This window comes from Novosphingobium humi (genome assembly GCF_028607105.1).
Lineage (GTDB): Bacteria > Pseudomonadota > Alphaproteobacteria > Sphingomonadales > Sphingomonadaceae > Novosphingobium > Novosphingobium humi.
Window position 1 is genome coordinate 1,754,593 of record NZ_CP117417.1, and the last position, 23,333, is coordinate 1,777,925.

The 23,333-nt window shown below is 64.5% G+C and carries 26 protein-coding genes and 1 tRNA gene; 10 read left to right on the plus strand and 17 right to left on the minus strand.

The annotated features are described in order from the left end of the window. Positions 1-14 precede the first annotated feature (14 nt). The gene (locus tag PQ457_RS08285; protein ID WP_420540931.1) at positions 15-344 is read right to left on the minus strand and encodes a PepSY domain-containing protein; all 330 of its coding nucleotides are present in this window, start codon (positions 342-344) and stop codon (positions 15-17) included. Positions 345-487: 143 nt separating this feature from the next. Between PQ457_RS08285 and PQ457_RS08290 the strand changes: the two genes are divergently transcribed. Further along, positions 488-1,159: an SIMPL domain-containing protein gene (locus PQ457_RS08290; protein WP_273616418.1), complete on the plus strand. Its 672-nt coding sequence runs from the start codon at positions 488-490 to the stop codon at positions 1,157-1,159. Between the two features lie 41 nt (positions 1,160-1,200). Further along, positions 1,201-2,994, plus strand: a complete 1,794-nt coding sequence (locus tag PQ457_RS08295; protein WP_273616419.1) for an ABC-F family ATP-binding cassette domain-containing protein — start codon at positions 1,201-1,203, stop codon at positions 2,992-2,994. Positions 2,995-3,003: 9 nt separating this feature from the next. Here PQ457_RS08295 and PQ457_RS08300 read toward each other — a convergent pair whose 3' ends face one another. Then, complete coding sequence (locus PQ457_RS08300) at positions 3,004-3,477, minus strand: DUF6456 domain-containing protein (RefSeq protein WP_273616420.1); 474 nt, start codon at positions 3,475-3,477, stop codon at positions 3,004-3,006. 108 nt (positions 3,478-3,585) lie between these two features. Here PQ457_RS08300 and PQ457_RS08305 point away from each other — a divergent pair, with 108 nt between their 5' ends. Then, positions 3,586-4,158: a helix-turn-helix domain-containing protein gene (locus PQ457_RS08305; RefSeq protein WP_273616421.1), complete on the plus strand. Its 573-nt coding sequence runs from the start codon at positions 3,586-3,588 to the stop codon at positions 4,156-4,158. Between the two features lie 13 nt (positions 4,159-4,171). After that, a complete protein-coding gene (locus tag PQ457_RS08310) occupies positions 4,172-5,347 on the plus strand; it encodes a glycosyltransferase (protein WP_273619283.1) in 1,176 nt (391 codons plus the stop codon). Between the two features lie 185 nt (positions 5,348-5,532). Here PQ457_RS08310 and secF read toward each other — a convergent pair whose 3' ends face one another. From secF to yajC, 3 genes are all read right to left on the minus strand, one after another. After that, positions 5,533-6,489 (minus strand): protein translocase subunit SecF, encoded by a 957-nt coding sequence (gene secF, locus PQ457_RS08315; protein ID WP_273616422.1) that lies wholly within the window; start codon positions 6,487-6,489, stop codon positions 5,533-5,535. Between the two features lie 15 nt (positions 6,490-6,504). Then, positions 6,505-8,079 carry a protein translocase subunit SecD gene (secD, locus tag PQ457_RS08320; RefSeq protein WP_273616423.1) on the minus strand — a complete coding sequence of 525 codons (1,575 nt, stop codon included), beginning with the start codon at positions 8,077-8,079 and terminating at the stop codon, positions 6,505-6,507. Between the two features lie 117 nt (positions 8,080-8,196). Next, positions 8,197-8,532 carry a preprotein translocase subunit YajC gene (gene yajC / locus PQ457_RS08325; protein WP_273616424.1) on the minus strand — a complete coding sequence of 112 codons (336 nt, stop codon included), beginning with the start codon at positions 8,530-8,532 and terminating at the stop codon, positions 8,197-8,199. 298 nt (positions 8,533-8,830) lie between these two features. Here yajC and PQ457_RS08330 point away from each other — a divergent pair. From PQ457_RS08330 to accC, 5 genes are all read left to right on the plus strand, one after another. Then, positions 8,831-8,907: transfer RNA gene (locus PQ457_RS08330), tRNA-Pro, on the plus strand. Positions 8,908-9,013: 106 nt separating this feature from the next. Further along, the gene (locus PQ457_RS08335) at positions 9,014-9,325 is read left to right on the plus strand and encodes a 3TM-type holin (RefSeq protein WP_273616425.1); all 312 of its coding nucleotides are present in this window, start codon (positions 9,014-9,016) and stop codon (positions 9,323-9,325) included. Between the two features lie 66 nt (positions 9,326-9,391). Then, positions 9,392-9,826 carry a type II 3-dehydroquinate dehydratase gene (gene aroQ / locus PQ457_RS08340; RefSeq protein ID WP_273616426.1) on the plus strand — a complete coding sequence of 145 codons (435 nt, stop codon included), beginning with the start codon at positions 9,392-9,394 and terminating at the stop codon, positions 9,824-9,826. Between the two features lie 120 nt (positions 9,827-9,946). After that, positions 9,947-10,462, plus strand: a complete 516-nt coding sequence (gene accB / locus PQ457_RS08345; RefSeq protein ID WP_273616427.1) for an acetyl-CoA carboxylase biotin carboxyl carrier protein — start codon at positions 9,947-9,949, stop codon at positions 10,460-10,462. Positions 10,463-10,469: 7 nt separating this feature from the next. Next, positions 10,470-11,813, plus strand: coding sequence for an acetyl-CoA carboxylase biotin carboxylase subunit (gene accC, locus PQ457_RS08350; RefSeq protein WP_273616428.1), 1,344 nt, complete (start codon positions 10,470-10,472; stop codon positions 11,811-11,813). A gap of 80 nt (positions 11,814-11,893) precedes the next feature. Here accC and PQ457_RS08355 read toward each other — a convergent pair whose 3' ends face one another. Genes PQ457_RS08355 through PQ457_RS08405 form a run of 11 tightly spaced genes read right to left on the minus strand, consistent with a single transcriptional unit; the run spans position 11,894 to position 21,820 of the window. After that, positions 11,894-13,009 carry an aminotransferase class I/II-fold pyridoxal phosphate-dependent enzyme gene (locus PQ457_RS08355; protein ID WP_273616429.1) on the minus strand — a complete coding sequence of 372 codons (1,116 nt, stop codon included), beginning with the start codon at positions 13,007-13,009 and terminating at the stop codon, positions 11,894-11,896. 11 nt (positions 13,010-13,020) lie between these two features. Continuing rightward, positions 13,021-13,608: a TetR family transcriptional regulator gene (locus PQ457_RS08360; RefSeq protein WP_273616430.1), complete on the minus strand. Its 588-nt coding sequence runs from the start codon at positions 13,606-13,608 to the stop codon at positions 13,021-13,023. Between the two features lie 15 nt (positions 13,609-13,623). Next, positions 13,624-14,352 (minus strand): sulfotransferase family protein, encoded by a 729-nt coding sequence (locus PQ457_RS08365; RefSeq protein ID WP_273616431.1) that lies wholly within the window; start codon positions 14,350-14,352, stop codon positions 13,624-13,626. Next, positions 14,349-15,308 (minus strand): P-type DNA transfer ATPase VirB11, encoded by a 960-nt coding sequence (gene virB11, locus PQ457_RS08370; RefSeq protein WP_273616432.1) that lies wholly within the window; start codon positions 15,306-15,308, stop codon positions 14,349-14,351. Before virB11 ends, PQ457_RS08365 begins: the two co-directional genes overlap by 4 nt. Further along, on the minus strand, positions 15,305-16,318 hold the full coding sequence (locus tag PQ457_RS08375; RefSeq protein ID WP_273616433.1) for a TraB/TrbI/VirB10 family type IV secretion system protein: 1,014 nt from the start codon (positions 16,316-16,318) through the stop codon (positions 15,305-15,307). The genes virB11 and PQ457_RS08375 overlap by 4 nt, the downstream gene beginning before the upstream one ends. Further along, positions 16,315-16,974: a TrbG/VirB9 family P-type conjugative transfer protein gene (locus PQ457_RS08380; RefSeq protein ID WP_273616434.1), complete on the minus strand. Its 660-nt coding sequence runs from the start codon at positions 16,972-16,974 to the stop codon at positions 16,315-16,317. Before PQ457_RS08380 ends, PQ457_RS08375 begins: the two co-directional genes overlap by 4 nt. Next, positions 16,974-17,798 (minus strand): VirB8 family type IV secretion system protein, encoded by an 825-nt coding sequence (locus PQ457_RS08385; protein WP_273616435.1) that lies wholly within the window; start codon positions 17,796-17,798, stop codon positions 16,974-16,976. The genes PQ457_RS08380 and PQ457_RS08385 overlap by 1 nt, the downstream gene beginning before the upstream one ends. Next, positions 17,795-18,943: a TrbL/VirB6 family protein gene (locus PQ457_RS08390; RefSeq protein WP_273616436.1), complete on the minus strand. Its 1,149-nt coding sequence runs from the start codon at positions 18,941-18,943 to the stop codon at positions 17,795-17,797. Before PQ457_RS08390 ends, PQ457_RS08385 begins: the two co-directional genes overlap by 4 nt. Continuing rightward, positions 18,943-21,267 carry a VirB4 family type IV secretion/conjugal transfer ATPase gene (locus tag PQ457_RS08395; protein WP_273616437.1) on the minus strand — a complete coding sequence of 775 codons (2,325 nt, stop codon included), beginning with the start codon at positions 21,265-21,267 and terminating at the stop codon, positions 18,943-18,945. The genes PQ457_RS08390 and PQ457_RS08395 overlap by 1 nt, the downstream gene beginning before the upstream one ends. Next, positions 21,246-21,557, minus strand: coding sequence for a VirB3 family type IV secretion system protein (locus PQ457_RS08400; RefSeq protein ID WP_273616438.1), 312 nt, complete (start codon positions 21,555-21,557; stop codon positions 21,246-21,248). Before PQ457_RS08400 ends, PQ457_RS08395 begins: the two co-directional genes overlap by 22 nt. Beyond that, complete coding sequence (locus PQ457_RS08405; protein ID WP_420540986.1) at positions 21,554-21,820, minus strand: TrbC/VirB2 family protein; 267 nt, start codon at positions 21,818-21,820, stop codon at positions 21,554-21,556. The genes PQ457_RS08400 and PQ457_RS08405 overlap by 4 nt, the downstream gene beginning before the upstream one ends. A gap of 356 nt (positions 21,821-22,176) precedes the next feature. Here PQ457_RS08405 and purC point away from each other — a divergent pair, with 356 nt between their 5' ends. Continuing rightward, positions 22,177-22,956 carry a phosphoribosylaminoimidazolesuccinocarboxamide synthase gene (gene purC, locus PQ457_RS08410; protein ID WP_273616439.1) on the plus strand — a complete coding sequence of 260 codons (780 nt, stop codon included), beginning with the start codon at positions 22,177-22,179 and terminating at the stop codon, positions 22,954-22,956. Positions 22,957-23,033: 77 nt separating this feature from the next. Here the strand turns inward: purC and PQ457_RS08415 are convergent, their stop codons facing one another. Further along, on the minus strand, positions 23,034-23,276 hold the full coding sequence (locus PQ457_RS08415) for a hypothetical protein (protein WP_273616440.1): 243 nt from the start codon (positions 23,274-23,276) through the stop codon (positions 23,034-23,036). Positions 23,277-23,333 lie beyond the last annotated feature (57 nt).

Here is a 23,333-nt window from a genome sequence, read left to right on the forward strand (position 1 = left end):
AGCCGGGGCAAGGATCAGCGCCGCTGGCGCAGGATTTCCCCCGAACGCGCATCGACATCCACAAAGATCACGCGCCCGTCCTTCACGAATTTCAGGCGATAGGCCATGGCCAGCGGATCATATTCAGGCCCCAGATATTGGGACCCTGCCATCATCGGCAAAACATGCGTTTCGATGTCGCGCAAGGAACGGACATTGCCCGCGCGCATTTCGCGCCGTGCCTCGCCCTGCGCCTCGCCCGGGCCGGCATGGGCCATCGGCACCGGCGGCAAAGCCAGCGCCGAAACCACCGCCCAAAGCGCCAGAGGAGCCATCATCAGCATAGAGGTGAGCCGTGTGAACATGGCGTCTGGGTTATCCGTTTGCGATTGAACACGATGTGAATAGAGAACATAGCGATTGTTCAGCCGGAAATGGAAGACAAGGGGGCCAAGTGAAAAGATGTTATTTTCTGGCGCTATGTTTTTGCGCCTCACCTCAAGTGGCCATGGCGCAGATCCCCTCGGCTCCCATGCTGACGATCGCGCCAAAGGGGCCGGTCGTTTCCCTGAATGTCGGTGACAGCGTGGAGCAGGCCCCCGACATCGCCATTCTCCATATCAGTCTGATCACCCGCAATCGCGAAACCCCGGCCGCCGTGGCGGCCAACAATGCGGGATTGGCAAAGCTGAAAACTGCCTTGATGGCAAAGGGCGTGCTTGCCTCGGACATCAAACAGGGCGGCCTTTCGGCCCATGACGAATTTGAAGGAGAAGGCGGCGCGCGCCATCGCAAAGGCTTCATGATCGAAAACTATATTCAGGTGAAATTGCGCAAGCTGGATGGCCTGAACGACGTCATGGGCGCGGCCGTGGCCGCCGGGGCAACCAGCACCGGCAATCTGCAATTCGACGTTGCGAACAAAAGCGCGATCATGGACCGGCTGATCGCCAACGCCACCGCGCAGGGCCGCAGCAGGGCCATGATCCACGCTCAGGCGAACGGTTTTTCCTCTGTGCGATTGTTGAGCGTTACCGAAAGCGAGGCGCGTATGGCCCTGTTTGCGCCCCCCGCCCCCCGCTTCATGCCCAGAGAGGGCGAGACTGTTCCCCTCGACCTCACTCCCCGCCCCGTTACCATTTCCGTGTCGCTGGCCATGGCCTTTGAACTGACCAACTGACGCGGCTTGCCATGGACGCCGTTGCCCCCTAACGCGCGCCTATGGCAGTTGCACCTATTCTCAGCTGGGAAGGACTGAGCCTGATCCAGGGATCGGGCTGGCTTTTTCGCGACCTCGACATTTTCATCGCCCCGCGCGATCGGCTTGCGCTGATCGGGCGCAATGGTGCGGGCAAGACCACCTTGCTGCGCCTGATCGCGGGCACGCTGGATGCGGACAAGGGCAAGCGTTCGATCCAGCCGGGAACCAAGGTCGTGGTGCTGGAGCAGGACCCGGATTTCGGCGGTTGCTCGCGCCTGCTCGATTATTGCCTGAAGGGGCCGGACGCCCCGCCCCAGCATGAGGTCGAATCCATCGCCAGCCAGTTGGGCATCGACCTGAACCGCGAGGCCGCCAGCGCCTCGGGCGGCGAGCGTCGCCGGGCGGCGATCTGCCGCGCTCTGGCCAGCGAGCCGGACCTGCTGCTGCTGGACGAGCCGACCAACCATATGGATCTGGCCGCGATCGACTGGCTGGAAAGCTGGTTGCAGCGCTATACCGGCGCCTTTGTCGTCATCAGCCACGACCGAACCTTTTTGACGCGCCTGACGCGGGCAACGCTGTGGCTGGATCGCGGATCGCTGCGGCGGCGCGAGGTCGGCTTTGGCGGCTATGAGGCGTGGGAAGAGGAAGTTTACGCCAATGAGGCGCGCGCGGCCGAAAAGCTGGACGCCAAGCTGAAGCTGGAAACGCACTGGCTTTCGCGCGGGGTCACAGCGCGACGCAAGCGCAATCAAGGGCGTCTGGAAAAGCTTTATCAGATGCGGGCGCAGCGGGCGTCCATGCTCAGCCCTCAGGGCGCGGCCAAGATGAAGCTGGCCAGCGACGATGTGAAAACCAAATCGGTGATCGTGGCCGAGGGCGTATCGAAGAAATTCGGCGACCGCACCATCATCCGCGATTTTAACCTGCGCATCCAGCGCGGCGACCGGATCGGCCTTGTCGGCGGCAATGGCGCGGGCAAGACCACCTTGCTTAAAATGCTGACCGGCGAGTTGGAGCCGGACACCGGCACGGTGAAGCTGGCGCAGACGCTTTCGGGCGTGATGATCGACCAGCAGCGCAGCCTGTTAAGCCCGGAAAAGCGCATCCGCGATGTGCTGGCCGAAGGCGGCGACTGGGTCGATGTGCGCGGTGAGAAAAAGCATGTTCAGGGCTATCTCAAGGACTTCCTGTTCGATCCGGGCCTGATCGAGGCGCGGGTCGGCACGCTCTCGGGCGGCGAACGTTCGCGCTTGCTGCTGGCGCGCGAATTTGCGCGGACCTCCAATCTGTTGGTGCTGGACGAACCGACCAATGATCTCGATCTGGAAACGCTCGACCTGCTGCAGGAAGTGATCGCCGATTATGACGGCACGGTGCTGATCGTATCGCATGACCGCGACTTTCTGGATCGCACCTGCACGGTCACGCTGGGGCTGGACGGATCGGGGCGGGTCGATATCGTCGCGGGCGGCTATGCCGATTGGGAAAAGCAGCGCCAGCAGCGCAATGCTCCGGCGGCCAAAAAGGCCGCCGCGGCCGACAAGACCGAGGCCGCGCCTGCGGTCATGCCCGTGCGCAACAAGGTCAAGCTGAGCTATAAGGACCAGCGCGATTACGACCTGCTTCCCGCCCGGATCGAGGCGCTGGACGGCGAAATTGCCAAGCTGGAGGCCGCGCTGGCCGATGGGGATCTCTATACCCAGAACCCGGCCCGTTTTGCGCAATTGACCGCCGCGCTGGACAGGGCGCGCGCGGAAAAGGATGCTGCCGAAGAGCGCTGGCTGGAATTGGCGGAGATGGTGGAGGCATAACGCCTCCCCTCACCCGATCCGATAGAATTCGGCCACCCGGTCAAGCGCCAGCTTCAGCACCAGCTTGCCTGACCGCACAGGCCATTCCAGCGCCTTTTCCGCCACGGGCAGACTGTCGCCTGCGCAAACCACGCGCCAGAGAATATCGCCCAGCCCTTTTCCGGCCACGGCCAGCGCGCCGTCGAAGCGGGCCTTGGCCGCAATCTGGCGTTCTGTGGGGTTAAGGTCGTGATCATGGCGGCTGCCCCGGACGGCAACGGGTTCCCAGCGCATCGACATGCCGGGGGCAAGCTGCGCCGTTTCCCAATCGGCGCGCAGCCGCTCGCCCGCATCATATTCGCGATCGGTCAGATGGCCGCGCGCATGAAGCCAGGTAAGCGGCGATTCGCACAAATTAACCGTCACGCTGCGCCCCGATCGGCGAGATTTTCCCCGCCCTGGCCCCTCTGCGGTTAATTCCCGTTCGACAAGTTGGCGATTCATAGTAGTATCCCCTTAGGTTTCTTCTGCCATTCCTTGCAAAGAGTTTGCCAAGCCGGGCAAATTGTAGGAAAGTGAAAAAACCGGATTGGTTCGAGGGGTCGGCTAGTCATGATTAACCGCATACGTGATATTCGCAGACAAAAGGGCATGACGCTGGCCGATGTGGCGGCGCGCTGCTCACCGCCCACAACGGCGCAGACAATTGGCAGGCTGGAAACCGGCACGCGCAATCTCTCGCTCATCTGGATGAACCGGATCGCCCTTGCGCTTGAGGTCGATCCTGAGCTTCTGGTGCGCGGCGATGCTGCCGAACAGGCCAAGATGGTCGCTCGCCTGACCGATGTCGGGGCCGAGGCGCTGACCACGCCGCGCGATGCCATCCTGCCTTCCGAACTGGTGGGCGAAGGCACGCAGATGGCCATGGCGGTGGAAACCGGCGCGGGCGACTACCGCAGCGGCGACCAGATCTGGCTGCGCCAGATGCAGCCTGATCAATTCTCCAAATTGGTTAACCGTGACGTGCTTGCACCGCGTCCGGGGGGGCGATTCGTTTTTGGCCGCCTGATCGACCGTGACGAGCATCGCATCGCCCTGCTGCCCCCCGGCATCGGCCATCGCCAGTTGGTGATCGACAGTCCGCCGTGGCTGGCCGTTGCCGAAATGTTAGTGAGGAAGCTGTAATCACCCGCGCATGATGCGCGTCCTTTCTCTATCCACGCTGTTCCCCTCGCCCATGCGCGGGGGGTTTGGCAAATTCGTCGCCAATCAGATGGCGGCGCTCCATCGGCTGGGCGGGGTTGATCTGACCATGATCAACCCTGTCGGCCTGCCTCCTTTCCCGCTCAGCCTGCGCCGCCCCTATCGGGATTGGGCGCAATGTCCCGCGCAATCGCAACTGGGCGGGCTGACGGTGTTGCATCCGCGCTTCACGCTGATCCCGATGATCGGGGGCGATGGCAATCCGGCCCGGATCGCGCGCGCGATCCTCCCGCTGGTGCGGCGGCTTCATGCAGAAAAGCCGTTCGATCTGGTCGATGCGCAATTCTTCTTTCCCGATGGCCCGGCCGCCGCGATCATCGCGCGCGAATTGGGCCTGCCGCTGACGATCAAGGCGCGCGGATCGGACATCCATTACTGGGGCGGTCGACCGGCGGCCCTGCGCCAAATGCTGGCGGCCGCCGATGAGGCCGCAGCGCTGCTGACGGTTTCGGCGGCGCTGGGGCGCGACATGGCCGCGCTGGGCATGGATGAGGCCAAACTGCGCGTGCATTACACCGGGCTGGACCGCGAACGTTTCACACCAACCCCGCGCGATGAGGCACGCGCCGCTCTCCCCGACCGGCTTGGGCTGATCCTTCCCAAAGGGGCACCCTTACTGGTTTGTCCCGGCGCGCTGATCGCCATCAAGGGGCAGGCGCTGGCCATCGGCGCGCTGGCCGATTTGCCCGATGCGCATCTCGCGCTGGCCGGAACGGGGCCGGACGAGGCTGCGCTCCGCCAGCAAGCCGCCCCCTTTGCCCCGCGCGTCCATTTCCTTGGACAGGTCAGCCATGACGCCCTGCCCCTGCTGATGAGCGCGGCCGATGCCGTCATCCTGCCCTCCGAACGAGAGGGGCTGGCCAATGTCTGGATCGAGGCGCTGGCCTGCGGGGCGCCTTTGGTGATCCCCGATATTGGCGGCGCGCGCGAGGTGGTCAGTTCGCCCATGGCGGGCCGGATTGCGGAGCGTAGCCCGGCGGCCATTGCAGCGGCGGTAGCCGAATTGCTGGCCACGCCGATGGAACAGGCAGATGTGGCCGCGCAGGTGGCGGGCTTTAGCTGGGAGGCCAATGCGGGGAGGCTGAAGGAAATTTGGCAGGAGGCAAGGTAGCCTTCGGCGGGCAAAGGGTCTCGACCCTTTGCATTCCCATGACTGGGTGGAGTAAAATCCCAAAGCTCCCCGCGCCGCAGGCCAAAAAAAAGCGGCTTCGCCGCACAAAGCAACGAAGCCGCCCAAAACCTATTAACGGGATTGCCAAGGGACAAGTCCCTTGGCCCACCGGAGGCAAACCCTATTTAGGGCGCCTCATCCTTCGCCCCCTCACCCGGCACAAAGCTGGTCGGGTTGACCTTAAGCCAGATCAGCATCGGCGCTGCGGCATAGATCGAGGAATAGGTGCACACGAAAATGCCCAGGATCAGCGCCGCCGAAAAACCGAAGATCACCTTGGGCCCCAAGAGCAGCAGCGCAATCAGCGTGATCAGCATCGTGCCAGAAGTCACCACCGTACGCGCCAGCGTTTCGTTGACCGACAGGTCGAGCAGTTCCTCCAGCGGCATCTTGCGATACTTCTTCAGGTTCTCGCGGATGCGGTCATAGACCACGATCGTGTCGTTAAGCGAATAGCCGATCACCGTCAGGATCGCCGCCACGATGGTCAGGTCGAACTCCATCTGCGTCACCGCAAACAGACCCAGCACCAGCGACACGTCATGCACAAGGCTGACCAGAGCGCCGACGCCGAATTGCCATTCAAAGCGGTACCAGATGAAGATCGAGATCGCGATGCTGGCAAAGCCCAGCGCCTTGAACGCGGTCCAGCCCAACTCCTTCGACACCTTGCCCGACACCGAATCGACGCCATCGACGCGCGCATCGGCATGGCCCTGCTTGACGGTGGCGGTGATCCTCTTGGCCATGGCATCGGCCAGTGCGGCGTCCTTGTCCGACCCTTCGGGCAGGCGCAGGCGGATCGAGATCTCATTGGGCTTGCCAAAGGTCTGGATGATCGGTTCGCCATAGCCCAACGCCTCGACCTCGCCGCGCAATTGGGCGATGGGTGCCGTCGCGCTTTGCGTGAAGGTAACGCGGATCATCTGGCCACCCACAAAGTCCACGCCCATGTTCAGCCCATGGGTGAACATCAGCGTCCAACTGCCCAGCATCAGCAGGACAGAGATGATCGTGGTCGGCCACTGCCACTTCAAAAAGTGGAGATTGGTGTTGTCAGGGACGAGTTTAAGCAAACGCATGGAAAATCACCCCTATCAGATATGCAGGTCAGACGGGCGCGCGCGGCGCAGCCAGCCTGCCACCCACATGCGGGTGAGGAAAACAGCGGTGAACACCGAGGTCGCGATACCGATCATCAGCACCACGGCAAAACCCTTGATCGGGCCGGAGCCGAATTCAAACATCAGCACGGCCGCGATGATATGGGTAATGTTGGCGTCGAAAATGGTGCGGCTTGCCTCTTTATAGCCCAGTTCGACCGACTGCACGACCTTGCGGCCGCGCCGCCGCTCTTCGCGGATGCGCTCGTTGATCAGCACGTTGGCGTCCACCGCCGCGCCGATGGTCAGCACGAAACCGGCAATGCCCGGCAGCGTCAGCGTGGTGTTGAACACCGCCATGATGCCCAGAATCATCAGCACGTTGATGATGACCGCCATGTTGGCATAGATGCCGAAGCGGCCGTAGGTGACCGCCATGAACAGCACAACCAACGCGGTGCCGACCACCATGGCGATCATGCCCTTGTGGATCGAATCGGCGCCAAGGTCGGGGCCGACCGTGCGCTCCTCAACCACCTTCAGGTCCACCGGCAGCGCGCCCGAACGCAGCGCAATCGCCAATTGGTTCGCGCTTTCCACGGTAAAGCTGCCCGAAATCTGGGCGCTGCCGCCCATGATCGGCTCGTTGATGTTGGGGGCCGAGAGCACCTTGCCGTCCAGAATAATGGCGAAAGGCTTGCCGACATTCTGGCTGGTCAGGCGGGCGAATTGTTCGCCGCCCTGATTGTCAAAGGTGATTGAGACAACCGGTTCATTATGCTGGCTGAAGCTCTGCGTGGCATTGGTCAGGCGATCGCCCTTGATGCCGCCCAGACGCTTGACCGCAATCGCGCCCTGGCCATTGGCAAAGGGCACGATTTCATCGCCCGGCGCCGCGACGCCGCCCGCCAATCCGTTCTGATCGACCAGCTTGAATTCCAGCTTGGCGGTCTGGCCCAGCAAGGCCTTCAACGCGGCCGGATCCGACAGGCCGGGCACCTGCACCACGATGCGGTCGGCGCCCTGACGGATGATGGTAGGTTCGCGCGTGCCCATGGCGTCGATGCGCTTGCGTACCACTTCGGTGGCGGTTTCCATCGCCTTGTCGATGGCGTCGGCAATGCCTTCCTTGGTCGGCGTCAGCACGAAACGGGTGGTGTCGACCACCTGAATGTCCCAATCGCGCTTGCCCGAAAGCCCCGCGCCATTGGTCAGCGGCACCAGCACTTCGCGCGCGGCGTCCACTTCGGCGGCGCTGGCCACCATGAAGGAGAGCACGCCGCCCTTGGTGGAAATATCGCCGTAATGCACGTTGCCCGCCTTCTTCAGGGCGGCGCGCACTTCTTCTTCCTTGCCTTCAAGGCGCTGCGAAACCACCTGATCGGCATTGGCTTCGAGCAACAGGTGGCTGCCGCCGGCAAGGTCGAGGCCAAGGTTGATCTTGGGATTGGGCAGCGAGGAGGGCCAGTTGCCCCCGGCCCATGACACTATCGAAGGCACGGCGGCGGCCACGCAAAGCAGCGTGAGCGCCCAGTACCAAAGCTGTTTCCAGCGGGGAAAATCGAGCATGGGTTCATCCGGCTCTAGAAATGAAAAGCGCCCCCCCCCAAGATCATTGGGCGCGGGGCCAGAAGCGCGCACATAAGAACGCCCCAAGCCTCGTTCAAGCTCGGGGCGTCCAAGTGATCAGTCGTTGGCGGGCTTGCCCGTGCCGGGGACCACCACGTCCGAAATCGTGGCCCGCACGGCGCGCACGCGCGTGTTGGGTGCGATTTCCAGTTCGAGATAGTCGTCATCGGCCTTGACCACCTTGGCCAGCAGGCCGCCCGCGGTAATCACCATGTCATTCTTCTTGATCCCTTCCAGCTTGGCCTTCTGGGCCTTTTGCTGGGCCATTTGCGGGCGCAGGAACAGAAACCACATGACAATGCCCATCAGCACCAGCGGCAGGAACTGCAGCCATGCGGGGGGCTGGCCACCGGCAGCGGCGGCGGAAAGAAGCGAAAGCGTTTGGATCGACACGGGAAAACACCCTTGCGCAGGAATAACAGGAACCGGATCTGGCCGATGGGGTGGGATCAAACCCGCCTTCTCGCGCCTCCCCCGAAGTGACCGAGCGCCTAGCAGCTTATCCGGATCATATCAATGTGACGGGGCAAGGACTGGCCGAATGCCCGAAATGGCTGGGTTTTGATCTGGGCCTTGATAGAGCGGGCAAAAAATTTGCCAGAAAAATGCAAAAAGATGATTGCCATGCCCGAAAAGCCCTCCTATAGGCGCGCCTCCGGCAGGGCAACGCCCCACCGGAAACAACCAAGGTCGGGACGTAGCGCAGCCTGGTAGCGCATCACACTGGGGGTGTGGGGGTCGGAGGTTCGAATCCTCTCGTCCCGACCAATTGGTTTCAAAAAGGCGATTGCCCCGGCGGCGGTCGTCTTTTTTGTTGCCCGATTTCCTACTTAAACCGATTTGGTTATCCCACTCTCCCAGCCGGAGAGCGACCATGCCCGAATCAGCCGATCCATTGCCCAGCGCCGCACAGCCCCAAACGGCCCAGATTGAGGCCGCCTCTCCTGATCGCTACATCAGCCGGGCGCGGCCCAGCTTTCTCTATCTGATGTATGGCATGATTCTGCTCAGCCTGCCCATGGGGCTGCTTTCCGCGATCAGCGCGCCGGTGGCTGCGGCCATCACCAATGGCGTCAAACTCTGGCTCAACAGCCTGCCCGACGGGCTCTATGCCTTATTCGGCACCGGCTATCTGGGTTATACCGCCGCGCGCCAATGGGGCAAAGTGGCCGGGACGGACCGCTGAAGCTTGCCCGTTTCCCGCGACATAGTATGACGCCTGCAACGCAAACAGTTTCAGGCAGACACTTCCATGGCAACGACCATCTTTGTCCTCAACGGCCCTAATCTCAATCTGCTGGGCACGCGTGAGCCGGAAATCTATGGCCGCGACACGCTGGCTGATATTGACGCCCGCCTTGCCGCGCGGGCCGAAGAACTGGGCGTTGCCGTGGATTGCCGCCAGTCGAACCATGAAGGCGATCTGGTGGACTGGCTGCACGAGGCCCGCGCGACCGGCGCCAAGGCGGTGCTGCTGAATGCCGGAGCGTATACGCATACGTCGGTCGCGCTGCATGATGCGATCAAGGCGATCCAACTGCCCGTGATCGAGGTTCACCTTTCCAATCCCCACACGCGCGAGGAATTCCGCCACAAAAGCTATATCGGCATGGCCGCCAAAGGCACCGTCGCCGGGTTTGGGGCAAAATCCTATCTGATCGCGCTGGATGCGGCTTTGATCCTGTAAAATCGCCCGGAATCTGGCCCTGCGGGTGGTTCACCTCTGGTAAACGCCCGGTTTCCCCTTGCCTGACAACGGCCGTAGGGATAGGGGCCATGCCTGATAAACCATCGCCAAGGGGATTTCATGGGCGACAAAACTGAAACGGGCCGCGACATCCAATCCGGCATGAACGTCGATGCTGCGCTGGTGCGCGAGTTGGCGGTGCTGCTGGGCGATACGGGCCTGACCGAAATCGAAGTGGCCGATGGCGGCCGCAAAATCCGCGTCGCGCGCAACGTGACGGTTGCTGCGGCCGCTCCGGCCTATGCGCCTGCGATGCCTCTGGCACCGGCGGCCGCGCCGGCTGCGGCGGCTGCGCCCGCTCCTGCTGCGGTGGCCCCGGCTGCTGCTCCTGCCGCCGTCGAAGGCACGCAGGTCAAATCGCCGATGGTCGGCACCGCTTATCTGGCACCCGAACCCGGCGCGCCCGATTTCATCTCCATCGGCAAGGCGGTCAAGGCGGGTGACACCCTGCTGATCGTGGAAGCGATGAAGGTGATGAACCCGATCACCGCCCCCGTGGCCGGCACGATCAAGGCGATCAGCATCGAAAACGGGCAGCCGGTCGAATTTGACCAGCCGCTGGTTGTGATCGGCTGATAGAATTATGGCCATCAAACGCATCCTGATCGCCAATCGCGGCGAAATCGCTCTGCGCATCCATCGCGCGGCGCGGGAAATGGGCATTGAAACGGTGGCTGTGCATTCGACGGCGGACGCCGATGCGATGCATGTGCGGTTGGCCGACCATGCGGTCTGCATCGGCCCGCCCGCGGCCAAGGACAGCTATCTCAACGTGGCGGCGATCATCAGCGCGGCGGAAATCACCGGCGCCGATGCGATCCACCCGGGCTATGGCTTCCTTTCGGAAAACGCCCGCTTTGCCGAAATCGTCGAGGCGCATGGCCTGATCTGGATCGGGCCCAAGCCTGAACACATCCGCACCATGGGTGACAAGGTCGAAGCCAAGCGTACCGCTGGCGCTCTGGGCCTGCCGCTGGTGCCGGGCTCGGACGGCGCGGTTTCGGAAATCGAAGACGCCAAGCGTATCGCCGAAGAAGTTGGCTATCCGGTCATCATCAAGGCGGCCAGCGGCGGCGGCGGTCGCGGTATGAAGGTCTGCACCGGGCCGGATGAACTCGAAACGCTGATGCAGCAGGCTGGCAGCGAAGCCAAGGCTGCCTTTGGCGACGCCACGGTCTATATCGAAAAGTATTTGGGCAACCCGCGCCACATCGAATTTCAGGTGTTTGGCGACGGCAATGGCAATGCCATCCATCTGGGCGAACGTGATTGCTCGCTCCAGCGCCGCCACCAGAAGGTGCTGGAAGAAGCGCCCTCGCCGGTCATTACCGCCGAGGAACGCGCGCGCATGGGCGGCATCGTCTCGAAGGCCATGGCCGACATGGGCTATCGCGGCGCGGGCACGATCGAATTCCTTTGGGAAAACGGTGAGTTCTACTTCATCGAGATGAACACCCGCCTTCAGGTGGAGCATCCCGTTACTGAAGCGATCACCGGCGTCGATCTCGTGCGTGAACAGATCCGCATTGCCGATGGCCTGCCGCTCTCGGTGCGTCAGGAAGAGCTGGAATTCCGTGGCCATGCCATCGAATGCCGCATCAATGCCGAAGATCCCTTCACCTTTGCCCCCTCGCCGGGGCTGGTGGAGAATTTCCACGCGGCGGGCGGTCTGCATGTGCGCGTCGATAGCGGGCTCTATGCCGGTTATCGCATTCCGCCCTACTACGATTCGATGATCGCCAAGCTGATCGTCTATGGCCGCACCCGCGAGGGCGCGATCCTTCGCCTCAAGCGCGCGCTGGAGGAAATGGCGATCACGGGGCCGAAAACGAACATCCCGCTCCATCAGGCTTTGCTGGACGTGGTTGATTTCAAGACCGGCAATTACACGATCAAATGGCTTGAGGAATGGTTGGCTAAGCGCTGATATTCTTTGGTTTTTTAAAAGAGGCCGGTGGGGAGATATCCTTGCCGGTCTTTTTTTGCCCGCCGGAGGCACCCCCTCCTCTAAAACCCCGCCCTAAACCCGGCCAACCTCTCCACCGCCTGATCCAGCGTATCGCCGCGCTTGGCATGACACAGCCGCAGATAGCCCCTCTCAGGCCGATCCGCATAAAAGGCCGAAACAGGGATCGACCCCACGCCCGCCTCGCGCACCAGTCTTTGCGCCAGCGCCTCATCCTGCGCAGGCAGGCCCGAGTCGGCAAGATCGACGGTCACAAACCACGTCCCCGCACAGGGCAGCACGCAAAACCCCGCCTGCGTCAGCCCACTGACCAGCCGCGCCTTGCTCTCGACATAGCGCGCACGGTGGGCGGCAAACCAGGCCTCGCCCAGCGCCAGCCCTTCGGCCACCGCCCATTGCAGCGGGGTAGGGGTAGTAAAGGTGATGAACTGATGGCTGGCCGCCACACGCTCAGCCAATTCGGGGGCGGCCACGGCCCAACCGATCTTCCACCCGGTCAGCGAAAAGATCTTGCCCGCCGAGCCGACCTTGACCGACCTGTCGCGCAGCGAAGGAATGTCGAGCACCGAGACCGGCTTGCCGCCATCCAGCACCGTCGCCTCCCACACCTCGTCCGACAGCACATAAATCCCATGCCGCTGCGCCAGCGCGCCGATCCCTTCCAGCGTCGCGCGGTCCAGCACGGTGCCGGTGGGATTGTTGGGCGTGTTCAGAATAATCAGCCGCGTCTTGTCGGTAATCGCACCCGCCAGTTGCTCCAGATCGAGGCTCCAAGCCGGAGGCCGCAGATTGACCAACCGCGCCACGCCCCCGGCCCGCGCCACCAGCGGCAGATAGGCGTCATACAGGGGTTGAACGCAGATCACCTCGTCACCGGGCCGAACCAGCGCCAGAATCGCACTGGCCAGCGCCTCGGTCGCGCCCGATGTCACGATCACTTCATCGGCCGAAACACCATACATTCCCGCCACCGCCCCGCGCAATTCGGGCAGGCCCCGCATCGGCGGATATTGATTGCTGCGCTCCACCAAGGCCCGCTGCGCCGCGCCGATCACCTCGGGCGGCTCGGCCATATCCGGAAAACCCTGGCCCAGATTGATCGCGCCCAGATCGCGGCACAGCCCCGACATCACTTCGAAAATCGTCGTTCCGCTCATAAATCCCCCGCTCATAAATCTCCAAGGGCGTGGAGCGCAAAGCGGCGAAACTGCATCAGCCTTTCATTCCGGCTCTCGCGCCCTTCGCGGCGGGCATCGCGCGGCGGCACATCGAGCGCGGCGGCCGTGACAAACCGGATGCGCCAGCCCAGCGTCGCCTCATCCACCCCCGGCAGCGCGGCGGCCAGTCGCGCCTTCACCTGCGCCACGCCATCGGCAAACATCGCCCAGATTTCATCATGCAGGGCGGGCGCGGCGCGCGAGAAAATCTCGTCCAGAACAACGATGGCGCGGTAATCCCCGCTCATCGCCGCCTGCGCCCAGAGGGGCTGTACCAAAGCGTCAACCGCCGCCTCAAACCCTTCGCCCCGCGCCAGCCACTCGGTCCGCGCCTCGGCAATCATGGCCCCATTGCGCAGCGCCAGTTCGCGCAAAAGACCGTCCGTGCCCCCGAAATGATAGCGGATCAGCGCCGAATTGGCCCCCGCCGCCGCCGCAATCCGCCGCACCGAAAGCGCATGAACACCCTCGCCCACAACAAGCGTTTCGGCCGCCAGCAAAAGGCGTGCGCGGGTTTGGGCTGGCGTATCCTCGGTCATATCGGGCCAGCCCTATCAAACCGCACGCCCCCCGCCAATCCCGGTCAACCGTTCCAACAGCGCGCGATCATGCGCCAGCCTTTGCGTGATATAGGCCACGTCCGCCGCGTCGGGAGGGGCCGGATAATCCATCTCCGCCCGCGCATTGTGCCGTAAAGGCTCTACCGCGCCGAATGGCGCCACCCCGGCAAATGCCGCCACCCGCGCCAATACGCCCGCTGGATCGCGCGCCAATTCCGCGCTTTCGATAAACAGCAATTGCCGCCTGGGAAACAGCGCCATCGCGCGCGCCACCTGCATCCCATAGGCGCCCCGTATAACATAGGAATGATGGCGCATCGCGGCCCCACCCTGCGCGATGCGCCGCTGCTCCTCGCGGATGGCGCGGGCAAAAGACATGGTTTCATCCCCGCGCGCATATTCCATGCACCATTGCGACCACGCCCGCTCCACCGGATCGCGGAACAACAGTATCAGCCGCGCCGCCGGGTTATATTGCGCGATCCGCTCCATCGCGCGGGGCCAGAAAGCGTAGATCGGCGTGGCATCGACCCGCATCCCCGGCCCGTCAAACCGCGCCTCATAGACGCCATGATCGGGCCGCGCCCAATCCACGCCTTCATCGTCAAAGAAATGCAGTTCCTTGGGCCCCGCGCATATCTGCGGATGCCGGGCCAGATAGGCATGCAGGCTGGTGGTGCCGCATTTCTGCCCTCCGGCGATGAAAAGACCGACCTTGTTCATGCCGCGCCCCGTGTGGTGACGATCCGGCTGACGCGGCGCAGGCCATCGCGCCGCTCCAACTGAACCACCACATCCACCACTGATCGCGCATAATCCACAATATCCCCCCGCCCCAGACCCAGCCCGGCCTGCAACACGATCAGCGCCAATTGCTCGATCGCGCCCTCCGGGCTGTCGGCATGGATCGTGGTCATCGATCCGGGATGGCCGGTGTTGACCGCGCGCAGGAAACTGTAGGCCTCCCTCCCCCGCAATTCGCCCAGCATGATCCGGTCAGGCCGCATCCGCAGCGATGCCTGCAACAGATCCTCCACCCCCACCTGCGCCTCGCCCATCGCGCCGCGCACCGCCAGCAGGGCCACCGCATTGGCATGGGGCACGCTCAATTCAGGCGTATCCTCAATCGTCACCAGCCTTTCGCCGCGTGGAATCTCGCGGATCAAGGCATTCAGGAAAGTCGTCTTGCCGCTCGACGTGCCGCCCGAAATCAGAATGTTGCGCCGCTCGCGCACCATCGCGGCCAGATAGTCGCCCAACCCCTGCCCGTCCTCCGGCGCGGGCACCGTTGCGTTGGGCGCCATGCCCTGCCGAAAACATGCCCCGTCAAACATGCCCGCCAGATCGCCCAGTCCCAGATCGGCCACCACATGTTTGCGGATCGCCATCGCCATCCCTGCGCGCGCGGCGGGCGGGGCCACCACCTGAACCCGCGCGCCATCGGGCAGCGTCGCCGCCATCAACGGATGCTCGCGGCTGATCCCCTGATGGGTGATGCCCGCCACGCCCCGCGCGATCAGCCAGAGCCGCGCCTCATCCACCTCGGGCAGGGCGTGGCGCTCCATCGCGCCGCCCATCCGTTCGACCCAGATCTCGCCGGGCCGGTTGACGAAAATATCGGTCACATCCCCCTGCGCAAGGAAAGGCGAGAACGGCGCCAGCCATGCCGTCAGCATCATCGCACCCCCGGCATGCCGCCAAAATCGAGATCATGGGCCACCAGCACGGCGATCACCGCTCCCTCGTCCACCTTCACCGTGGCGGGGCGATTGACCGAGGGGACGAGTTGCTGCCCCAGACTTTGCCCCGCGCCGCCCAGATAGACCGCTGTTCCGCCCCGGCTGACCTCGGCCGTGGCCACATTGACCCCCAGCGTGAGCGCGGATTGCAGCGCCGCGCTGCCGATCTTTTCCAGCGCATGGGTATCCACCCGCCCCGCAACCCCGGCCCCGCCCATCGCATCGCTGGCGGGCGAGGCGATGCGGATCGCCACCCCATCAGGCCGGATCAGGCGGTTCCACAAGACCATCACCCGCCGCTTGCCCGCGCTGTTGTCGGCCTTGAATTCTCCGATCAACCGGCTGCCGCGCGGGATCAGAACGCGCGTCCCGTCAAACCCCCGCACATCGGCGCTGATCACCGCGCGGGCAAGGCCGGGCCGGTCGGAATTGAGCGGCGTTTCCAGCGTGGCCGCGATGATCGTCCCCTGCGGGATGGTGGTCGCGCGGCCGCGGATGATGGTGGCATGGGCGGTGTCATCGACCGGGGCGGAAGCCCCCCCCTTGTCTCCCTGAACCACCGCCCCCGCGCCCGCCGTATTGTCGATCACCAGCGCAGAATCCCGATTGCCAACCGGGCGAACCGGCGCCGGCGGCGCATAGGGGGGCGGCGCGAAAGCCGCCGGTGGGGGCATATAGACAACCGGCGGCAGAGCCGATCCCGCCCCCCGCCGCGCCACCACCGGACGAAGCGGCCGAGCGGCAATCGGCGCCCGGTCAACCGGCAGGATCAGTGGCGGCGGGGGGGCGCTCAGCATAAGTTGTACCTGCGGCTCTGGCGGCGGCTTCCTCTGCCCCTGCATCCACACAAAAAGGCCCAGCCCCAGCGCGCCCGCCACCCCCAGCATCACAGGCCAGGGCAGCATATCGCGCGGCGGGGCCACATTGGGGCGCATGTCGCGCCCGTTCATGGCGCGATCCTCCGCCCCTCGGCCCGCGCATGTCCGGCCATGAACATCAGCCGCGCATAGACCCCCTCGACCACATAGAAACCATCGCGCATCGCGCCATTGACCAGCGCCCGCCCCTGCGCCCCCACGCCATAGACAGCCGGCATCGCGGCCCCTTCGGCCCAGCGCATCCTTGTCACCGCTCCGTCATCGCCGATTTCCACCGGCCACAGCGCCCTGTCCCCGCCCAGCCGATAGCGCCCAACCATCACCGGCCCCGCCGCCACCGGGGCGGGATAGGTAAAGCTTAAAAGATAGGGCTGCACCCCCTCGCCCGGCGCCGCGCCATAGAGGGTGAAATTATAGGTCCGCGTATCGCTCAGCACGGTCAGGTTGGTGGTCGGCGCATAGCCCACCGGCTTGATGATCAGGCTGTCGGCGCGCTTGTTGGTCTGCACCACCCATCCCGCGCCATCGCCCAGCGTCACCGTCTCGATCCGCTCATCCGCGCCAAAGCGCACCGTCAGCGCAAAACCATTGGCCACCCGCAGCGCCACCACCTCGTCCGGGTCATAGGCCACGGTCTGGATATGCGGATCGCCGCCGCCCGCGCGCGGTGTGACCTCGGCCCATGCGGGCGCGGCCCCCATCAGGGCCAGAGCAAGCAGCAGGCGCATCACGGCTCGCCCCCACCGGGCTGAACGATCCGGGGCGACAGTGGGCGATGAGGATTGCGGAAGGGGTAGGAGCGCGGCTGCGCCCCCGGCGACGCGATGGGGGCAACCTCGCGCGCCGGTTCGACCGGGGCCAAGGAGCGCGGCGCGGCTGGCATGGCGGCGGGCGCGGCGGGCGGTGCCTCCTGATCCCGCCGATAGGCGATGACCTGAAACCCCAGCGGGTTGATCATCCGGTCCTCGATCCGCTGCGGCGCGCCGGAAAAACGATAATGCACCATCGCTACCCAATAATCGCGCCCCTCCGCACGGTCCGTCCAATATCGCACCATCGCCTGACCTGCGCCCATCGGCGTCACGCTTTCCACCCCGACGCGCACAATCTTGCTCCGGCCATAGAGGCTGATCGGGCCCTGCGGATTGCCCGCCTGCATCATCGCCAGATAGTCGCGCCGCGCCCCATCGGCGGACCACAGCGCCACCTTGCGATATTGCTCCTCCACCGTGGCGATGTCGTAACCCTCGCGCGCGACCACATATTGCGCCAGCAGCGATTGCGTCAGCGCCGCATCGGGGCGGATCGTCTGGGGATGCGTTCCCTCCAGCGTCTGGGTAAAGCCTGTATGGCTGTCGACCAGCAGCGTGTAGGGCACCACCGTTTTCAACGGGGCCAGCGCGATGATGGCCAGCGCCTCCAGCCCGGCGATGCCCACGGCCACGCCTGCCACAATCCACGCCCGCCGGGCCGAGCGGGCATAGGTCGTGTCGCGCTGCCGCGCCCAGCTGTCTGCCTGTTGATAATAGGCGATCCTTGTTTCCTCGCTCATGCCCCGCCATTCCCGTTCCGCGCATCCCGCCTTCGCGCCGCGCCCGATATGCGGCGCTGCCGCCGCGCTCCTGCGCCGCCCGTCAGCCCCAAGGGCGCAAATGCTGTGTTTGCCTGTTCACGCGTCCGCTCGATGACGATGTCCTCGCGGCGCAGGCTGCGCATCGCGGCCTGCGCGACATGCTGCGCGCGGGTGTTGACGGTGGTCTGGCCGGTCCGTTGCAAGGCGGATGCCTGCGTTGACGTTGTGCCGTGGAACGCGGAGGAGGAGATCACACCCGGCCCCCGCCCCGCGTTTTCGGGCAGTCGGATGGCCCAGGCCGCCCGCATCACCCCCAGCGCCACCACCCCCAGCAAAGCCGCAAACAGCCCCGCGCCCGAGGCGATCCGTCCCGCCATCGCATTGGCCCCATCGCCCCCCAAGGCATCGAGCAGCCCCGCCACCTGCGGCCCGATCACGGCCAGTTCCAGCCCCAGCACCATGGCCCCCGCCACCGCCGCCAGCATCGCCCCCGCGCAGGCCCGCAGCCATCCGGCAAACAGCCCCTGCGCCCCCGCCAGCAACAGCGCCCCCACAAACAGCGGCCCCAGCCCCAGCAAAAGCGCGATCGCCATGCGCGGCGCCATCAGCCCCACCAGCGCCGCGCCCGTCAGCCAGCCATTGGCCCATGCCACCTGCCCGCGCGCTTCGGCCGAGAGGACATGACCGCCCTGCTGCACCTTGTCCTGCGCGGTCTGGGCCGCATCCACGCGCAGCGCCTCGTCCAGATCACCCGCCATCCGATCAAACCGCGCCGCCAAGCCAGATCGCCCGCCATCCGCGCCGATCACCGCAAGCGCGAGGCTCTCCGGCCCATCGATCCCCACGCGATAGGCCACTGCCTCCCACGCGGGCCATTGCGTGGTCAGCGCCAACACCACGCCCATGCGCAGCGCCAGCATCAACCCATCGCGCCCCCGCGCCTGCCCCAGCATCAGCCGATAGCCGATCAGCGCCACGGCAATCGTCAAAGCCGCAGTCAGCCAGGCCCCACCGCCCAGCGCCCGCCAGCCATCCTGCGCCACCCCCAGCGCCCGGCAGTCGGCCAGCGTCAGCACCCCGCCCACATAAGGCCCGGATGGATCAAACGCCCCGCAATCCCCCATCACCCATCCCCCAGCAGGCGCGGCAGCCAATCCTGCGGATCATCCCCCACCTCACCCCGGATGGCATCCAGCCGCCGCACATGCGCCTCGCGCCCCGACAGCACGGTCAGCCACCGCACCCCGCCGTTCAGCGCGAGCCGCAAGACCACGCTTTCCCCGCCCTGTTTCACCAGAAAGCATCGCGCCGCATCGGGCATCGCGCGCACCAGTTCGAACTCATGCAGTGTCAGGCCAAAGCCATCGACATAATCGGCAGCCCGCGCCTTGGGGTTGGCGGTAAAGATTTGCGTTGCGGTCTGTTCGACAATGGCGCCCGCGATGCGGCTGGCCAGTGCATCCTCGGCATTTTGCGTAACAAAGCCCAAGATGCCGCCCCGCTTGCGGATGGTTTTGAGCCAATCGCGCAGCCGCCCGGCGAAGATTGCGTCATCGAGCGCCTTCCACCCCTCATCCACCACGATGATCGCGGGCGTGCCGTCCAGCCTTGCGTCCACCCGATGAAACAGCGTCATCATCAAAGGCGTGCGCAACACCGGATGGTCCAGCACCATCGTCATGTCGATCCCGACCACATCACGGGTCAGGTCGAGGCTGTCCTGTCCCTCATTGTCGAACAACCAGGCATGTTCGCCCGCGCCCCACCACGGCCCCAGCCGCGCCGCCAGATCATCGGGCATGGGCCGCGCCCCGCCGCGCAGCAGCGCCGCAAAATGGCGCAGCCGCCGCAATTCGGGCGGGGCCAGATAATTGGCCTCCACCGCCCCTCGCATAACCTCCATTTCCGCCGCATCGCGCAGGCCACCCACAAGGCAGCCCAGCCAGTCGAGCAGAAACGCCCGGTTGCCCGCCGTATCGGGCAGGCGCAGAGGATTGAGCCCGGATGGCCGGTCGGGCCGCAGGCATTCATAGGCCCCACCCATCGCGCGGATGAAGATTTCCCCACTGCGATCCTTGTCGAACAGCACGATGCGCGGGGCAAATCGCCGCGCCTGCGCCAAAAGGAAATTGGTGATGACGGTCTTGCCGCTGCCGCTGGGGCCGATCACGGTGAAATTGCCCAGATCGCCATCGGCGTGAAAATTGAAATGATAAGGCCCCGCCGCCGTGGTTTCGAACAAAGCCACCGCATCGCCCCACGGATTGCCCCGCGCGCGGCCCAGCGGGAAATTATGCCCGCTGGCAAAAGCGGCGAAATTGGCCGAACCGATCAGCGCACGGCGGGTGATATAGGCAAAGTTGCCCGGAAACTGCGCCCAGAAGGCCGGTTCCATCCCCACATCCTCACGCACCGCCACGATGCCCAGATCACCCAGCGCCGCCAGCACCTCGGCCACGCCCGTATCCACCTCGCGCTGGTCCTCGCCCATGATCCGCACGCTGAGATGATGTTCGCCAAAACTGGCGCGCCCTGCGGCCACATCATCCTTGGCCTGCGCCAGTTCGTCGCGCAGGCTGATCGCCTCATCATCGGCGGCGCGCATCCGGCGCAGCGCGCGGTTCATCCGGCCAAGGCTCTCCCCCCGGTCAACAAAGGCGAAACTCTGGCTGATGCTCATCGCAAAGGGCAGGCGCAGCAGATCGTCGAGCATCCCGGCCGTGGTCTGCCCCGGATAGTCCTTGATCGACACCATGGCGCCAAAGCCATGCCCCATCTGCAGCGTGTCATGCCCAAAAGAGACACGGGCGCGGGGGATATGATGGCCGACATCGCCATGGGGCAGCAGCATCGGCGCCATATCGCCATGGAACAGCGCGCCCAGAAATTCGAGCAATTCGCTGCATGCGCCATGGCCCGCGTCATAGGCCCCCAGCCGCCGTGCGCCATAGGGGGCCAGCGCGGCCAGCACCTGTTCGACCGCGGCGTCCAGCGCGCGCAACTCGCCCGCCATATCCGCCCCCTGCGCCCGGCCCCACAGGCGTCGGGCGCCGGCCGGGCGGCGGATCACGGTGATGAACAGATCGTTGGCATAGAGCCGCCGGGCCGCCAGCCTTTCGCGCCATGCCGCATCCAGTCCCGCGCTGAAGGCATCGGGAAAGTTCCCCTCCAGCTCCGGCTCCACCCTGCGGCGCAGAATGTGGTGATAGAGCGCAAAGCGCGAGGACCCGATCGCGCGCAGCATCGCCTCGCGCATATCCTTGCGATAATTCAGCGTATCGCCATCGGCGGTTTCAAACATCAGCCCGTCGATGCGGATCACCTGCATCAGCGCCCCGTCGCGCAGCGCCAGCGTGGCATCATCGACCAGATGCGAATAGGGCAGATGCGCGCCCGCCGCCGCCTCCTTGGCGAAATCGGGGGCTTTTACGGCCGATAGGAATTGCATTGCCAGAACCGGTAATGCCGCACGCGCGGACAGTGCATCGCGCGGACTATCCAGAGATCGAACCGGCGCGGTTCGTGCAGACAGGCCAGCACCCCCAGCCCATGCACCCCCAGCGCCAGCGCCACCACCCAACCTGAGCGCAGCAGCAGGAAAGCCTCGGTCGAAATCACCAGATTAAGGACGAAAAAGGACCATGTGACGCCCGCAAACATCTGGGGCCGGGTAAGGCCCACGAACAAAGTGTCACGCGCCAGCGGGGCAGTTTGAGCGCCCTGTCCGCGCCCGCTCATTGCCCCATCCCCGCCGCCGACTGAATGCCGGCCACGATGCTGGCCGCGCCGAACAGGACGAAGCAGCCAAGGATCACGCTGGCCCCGTATCGCCAGTTGATCCGCCCGGTCAGCATCATCATGCCCACCACCGCCACGGCCACCACCGCGGCAACCGTTGCCACCGATCCCATCAGCGTCCCCTGAACCCAGCGCAGCGCACCGACGATGGGGCCCGACCCCGCCGGGTCGGTCGCGCCATAGGTTTGCGCCCAGAGAGGCATGGCCCAGAGAGGCACGGCCCAGAGCGCCATCAAAAGCCCGGCCATCCGGCGGTAATAGGAGAGCAGATCCTGTTTCATGCCCCAAAGGCTAAAAACGGGTGCCCAGCCGCGCAACGCGGATTGCATCGGTTTTCAATCCGATTTTTTACCTAAAGCGGTCCAACATATCGTTCAATCTCGACAAAGCATGTCGGACAAAGGTTGATGCGGGGGCCCGCTTCGGCTAAAGGCCCGCCCTTTCCCGGAGTCCGGCGGGCTTGGTGCCGAATTTTTCCGCATTCCGGGGCTTGCCTTTTGGCGTTGCTGGGCGCCAAAGGCATGGATCGCCGAACCAGTCAGGAATTAGGGGAAAGCCCATGTCGCGTCGCCGTCAGATCTATGAAGGCAAGGCCAAGATTCTTTACGAGGGTCCTGAGCCGGGCACGATCATCCAATATTTCAAGGATGATGCCACCGCTTTCAACGCGCTCAAAAAGGGCACGATCAACGGCAAGGGCGTGATCAACAATCGCATCAGCGAATATGTGTTCACCCGCCTGAACCACATCGGCATCCCGACCCACTTCATCCGCCGCCTCAACATGCGCGAACAACTGGTGCGCCAGTGCGAGATCGTGCCGATCGAGGTGGTGGTCCGCAATGTGGCGGCCGGTTCGATCTCCAAGCGTCTGGGCATCCCTGAGGGTGAGCCGCTGCCCCACACGCTGATCGAATATTATTACAAGGACGATGCGCTGGGCGATCCGATGATCGCCGAGGAACACATCGCCTGCTTCGGCTGGGCCAGCAATGAGGAAATGCAGGACATTTCCAGCATGGCCATCCGCATCAACGATTTCATGTGCGGCATGTTTGCGGCGATCAACATCCGTCTGATCGACTTCAAGCTCGAATTCGGCCGTATCTGGGACGGTGATTACAGCCGGGTGATCCTGGCCGATGAAATCAGCCCCGACGGCTGCCGCCTGTGGGATATGAATTCGGGCGAGAAGCTGGACAAGGACCGCTTCCGCCAGGATCTGGGCGGCGAGGAAGAAGCCTATCAGGAAGTCGCGCGCCGTCTGGGCCTGCTCGACAATGACGGGCCGAGCGAAGTGCTGGACCTCAACCACCACCGCAAGCTGCGCGGCAAGTAAGCCCCGCCGCTTCCGGACCCAACAAAAAGGGGCGCTCCGCATCGGGGCGCCCCTTTTTGTTGGGTCCGATATTTGCCCTATCCCCAGCGCCAGCGGGCCGGTTCGCCCTTGGCCCGGCAAATGCCGACAAGCGCCAGCGTGGCGACAATCACAATGCCCGCAAAGATACCGGCATGGATCCGCGCGGGAAAAAAGACATGGGCCAACGCAATACAGCCGACATAGGCCGCCAACACCGCCCAACCTTGCCAAAGGCGGGGAAGGCCCCAGCCATAACCATAACGTTTGGCGGGAAACCAGTATTTGTCCTGTTGTGCCATAAACACCTCCGGAACAGTCAGAATACGCCTGACCAGCGGGCAAGGCAAGTTGATCCG

Bases quoted from the DNA above. Each gene is read 5' to 3' on its own strand.
- PQ457_RS08365 (WP_273616431.1), bottom strand. From the start codon at position 14,352: ATGAACAAGGTCGGTCTTTTCATCGCCGGAGGGCAGAAATGCGGCACC.
- PQ457_RS08310 (WP_273619283.1), top strand. From the start codon at position 4,172: ATGCGCGTCCTTTCTCTATCCACGCTGTTCCCCTCGCCCATGCGCGGG.
- PQ457_RS08400 (WP_273616438.1), bottom strand. From the start codon at position 21,557: ATGAGCGGGCGCGGACAGGGCGCTCAAACTGCCCCGCTGGCGCGTGAC.
- PQ457_RS08390 (WP_273616436.1), bottom strand. From the start codon at position 18,943: ATGGGGGATTGCGGGGCGTTTGATCCATCCGGGCCTTATGTGGGCGGG.
- PQ457_RS08300 (WP_273616420.1), bottom strand. From the start codon at position 3,477: ATGAATCGCCAACTTGTCGAACGGGAATTAACCGCAGAGGGGCCAGGG.
- PQ457_RS08385 (WP_273616435.1), bottom strand. From the start codon at position 17,798: ATGAGCGAGGAAACAAGGATCGCCTATTATCAACAGGCAGACAGCTGG.
- PQ457_RS08335 (WP_273616425.1), top strand. From the start codon at position 9,014: ATGCCCGAATCAGCCGATCCATTGCCCAGCGCCGCACAGCCCCAAACG.
- PQ457_RS08295 (WP_273616419.1), top strand. From the start codon at position 1,201: ATGGCAGTTGCACCTATTCTCAGCTGGGAAGGACTGAGCCTGATCCAG.
- aroQ (WP_273616426.1), top strand. From the start codon at position 9,392: ATGGCAACGACCATCTTTGTCCTCAACGGCCCTAATCTCAATCTGCTG.
- PQ457_RS08305 (WP_273616421.1), top strand. From the start codon at position 3,586: ATGATTAACCGCATACGTGATATTCGCAGACAAAAGGGCATGACGCTG.
- secF (WP_273616422.1), bottom strand. From the start codon at position 6,489: ATGCGTTTGCTTAAACTCGTCCCTGACAACACCAATCTCCACTTTTTG.
- PQ457_RS08360 (WP_273616430.1), bottom strand. From the start codon at position 13,608: ATGACCGAGGATACGCCAGCCCAAACCCGCGCACGCCTTTTGCTGGCG.
- PQ457_RS08380 (WP_273616434.1), bottom strand. From the start codon at position 16,974: ATGCGCCTGCTGCTTGCTCTGGCCCTGATGGGGGCCGCGCCCGCATGG.
- PQ457_RS08375 (WP_273616433.1), bottom strand. From the start codon at position 16,318: ATGAACGGGCGCGACATGCGCCCCAATGTGGCCCCGCCGCGCGATATG.
- PQ457_RS08395 (WP_273616437.1), bottom strand. From the start codon at position 21,267: ATGCAATTCCTATCGGCCGTAAAAGCCCCCGATTTCGCCAAGGAGGCG.
- accB (WP_273616427.1), top strand. From the start codon at position 9,947: ATGGGCGACAAAACTGAAACGGGCCGCGACATCCAATCCGGCATGAAC.
- virB11 (WP_273616432.1), bottom strand. From the start codon at position 15,308: ATGATGCTGACGGCATGGCTGGCGCCGTTCTCGCCTTTCCTTGCGCAG.
- PQ457_RS08415 (WP_273616440.1), bottom strand. From the start codon at position 23,276: ATGGCACAACAGGACAAATACTGGTTTCCCGCCAAACGTTATGGTTAT.
- PQ457_RS08355 (WP_273616429.1), bottom strand. From the start codon at position 13,009: ATGAGCGGAACGACGATTTTCGAAGTGATGTCGGGGCTGTGCCGCGAT.
- PQ457_RS08290 (WP_273616418.1), top strand. From the start codon at position 488: ATGGCGCAGATCCCCTCGGCTCCCATGCTGACGATCGCGCCAAAGGGG.
- secD (WP_273616423.1), bottom strand. From the start codon at position 8,079: ATGCTCGATTTTCCCCGCTGGAAACAGCTTTGGTACTGGGCGCTCACG.
- PQ457_RS08285 (WP_420540931.1), bottom strand. From the start codon at position 344: ATGTTCACACGGCTCACCTCTATGCTGATGATGGCTCCTCTGGCGCTT.
- purC (WP_273616439.1), top strand. From the start codon at position 22,177: ATGTCGCGTCGCCGTCAGATCTATGAAGGCAAGGCCAAGATTCTTTAC.
- accC (WP_273616428.1), top strand. From the start codon at position 10,470: ATGGCCATCAAACGCATCCTGATCGCCAATCGCGGCGAAATCGCTCTG.
- PQ457_RS08405 (WP_420540986.1), bottom strand. From the start codon at position 21,820: ATGCCTCTCTGGGCGCAAACCTATGGCGCGACCGACCCGGCGGGGTCG.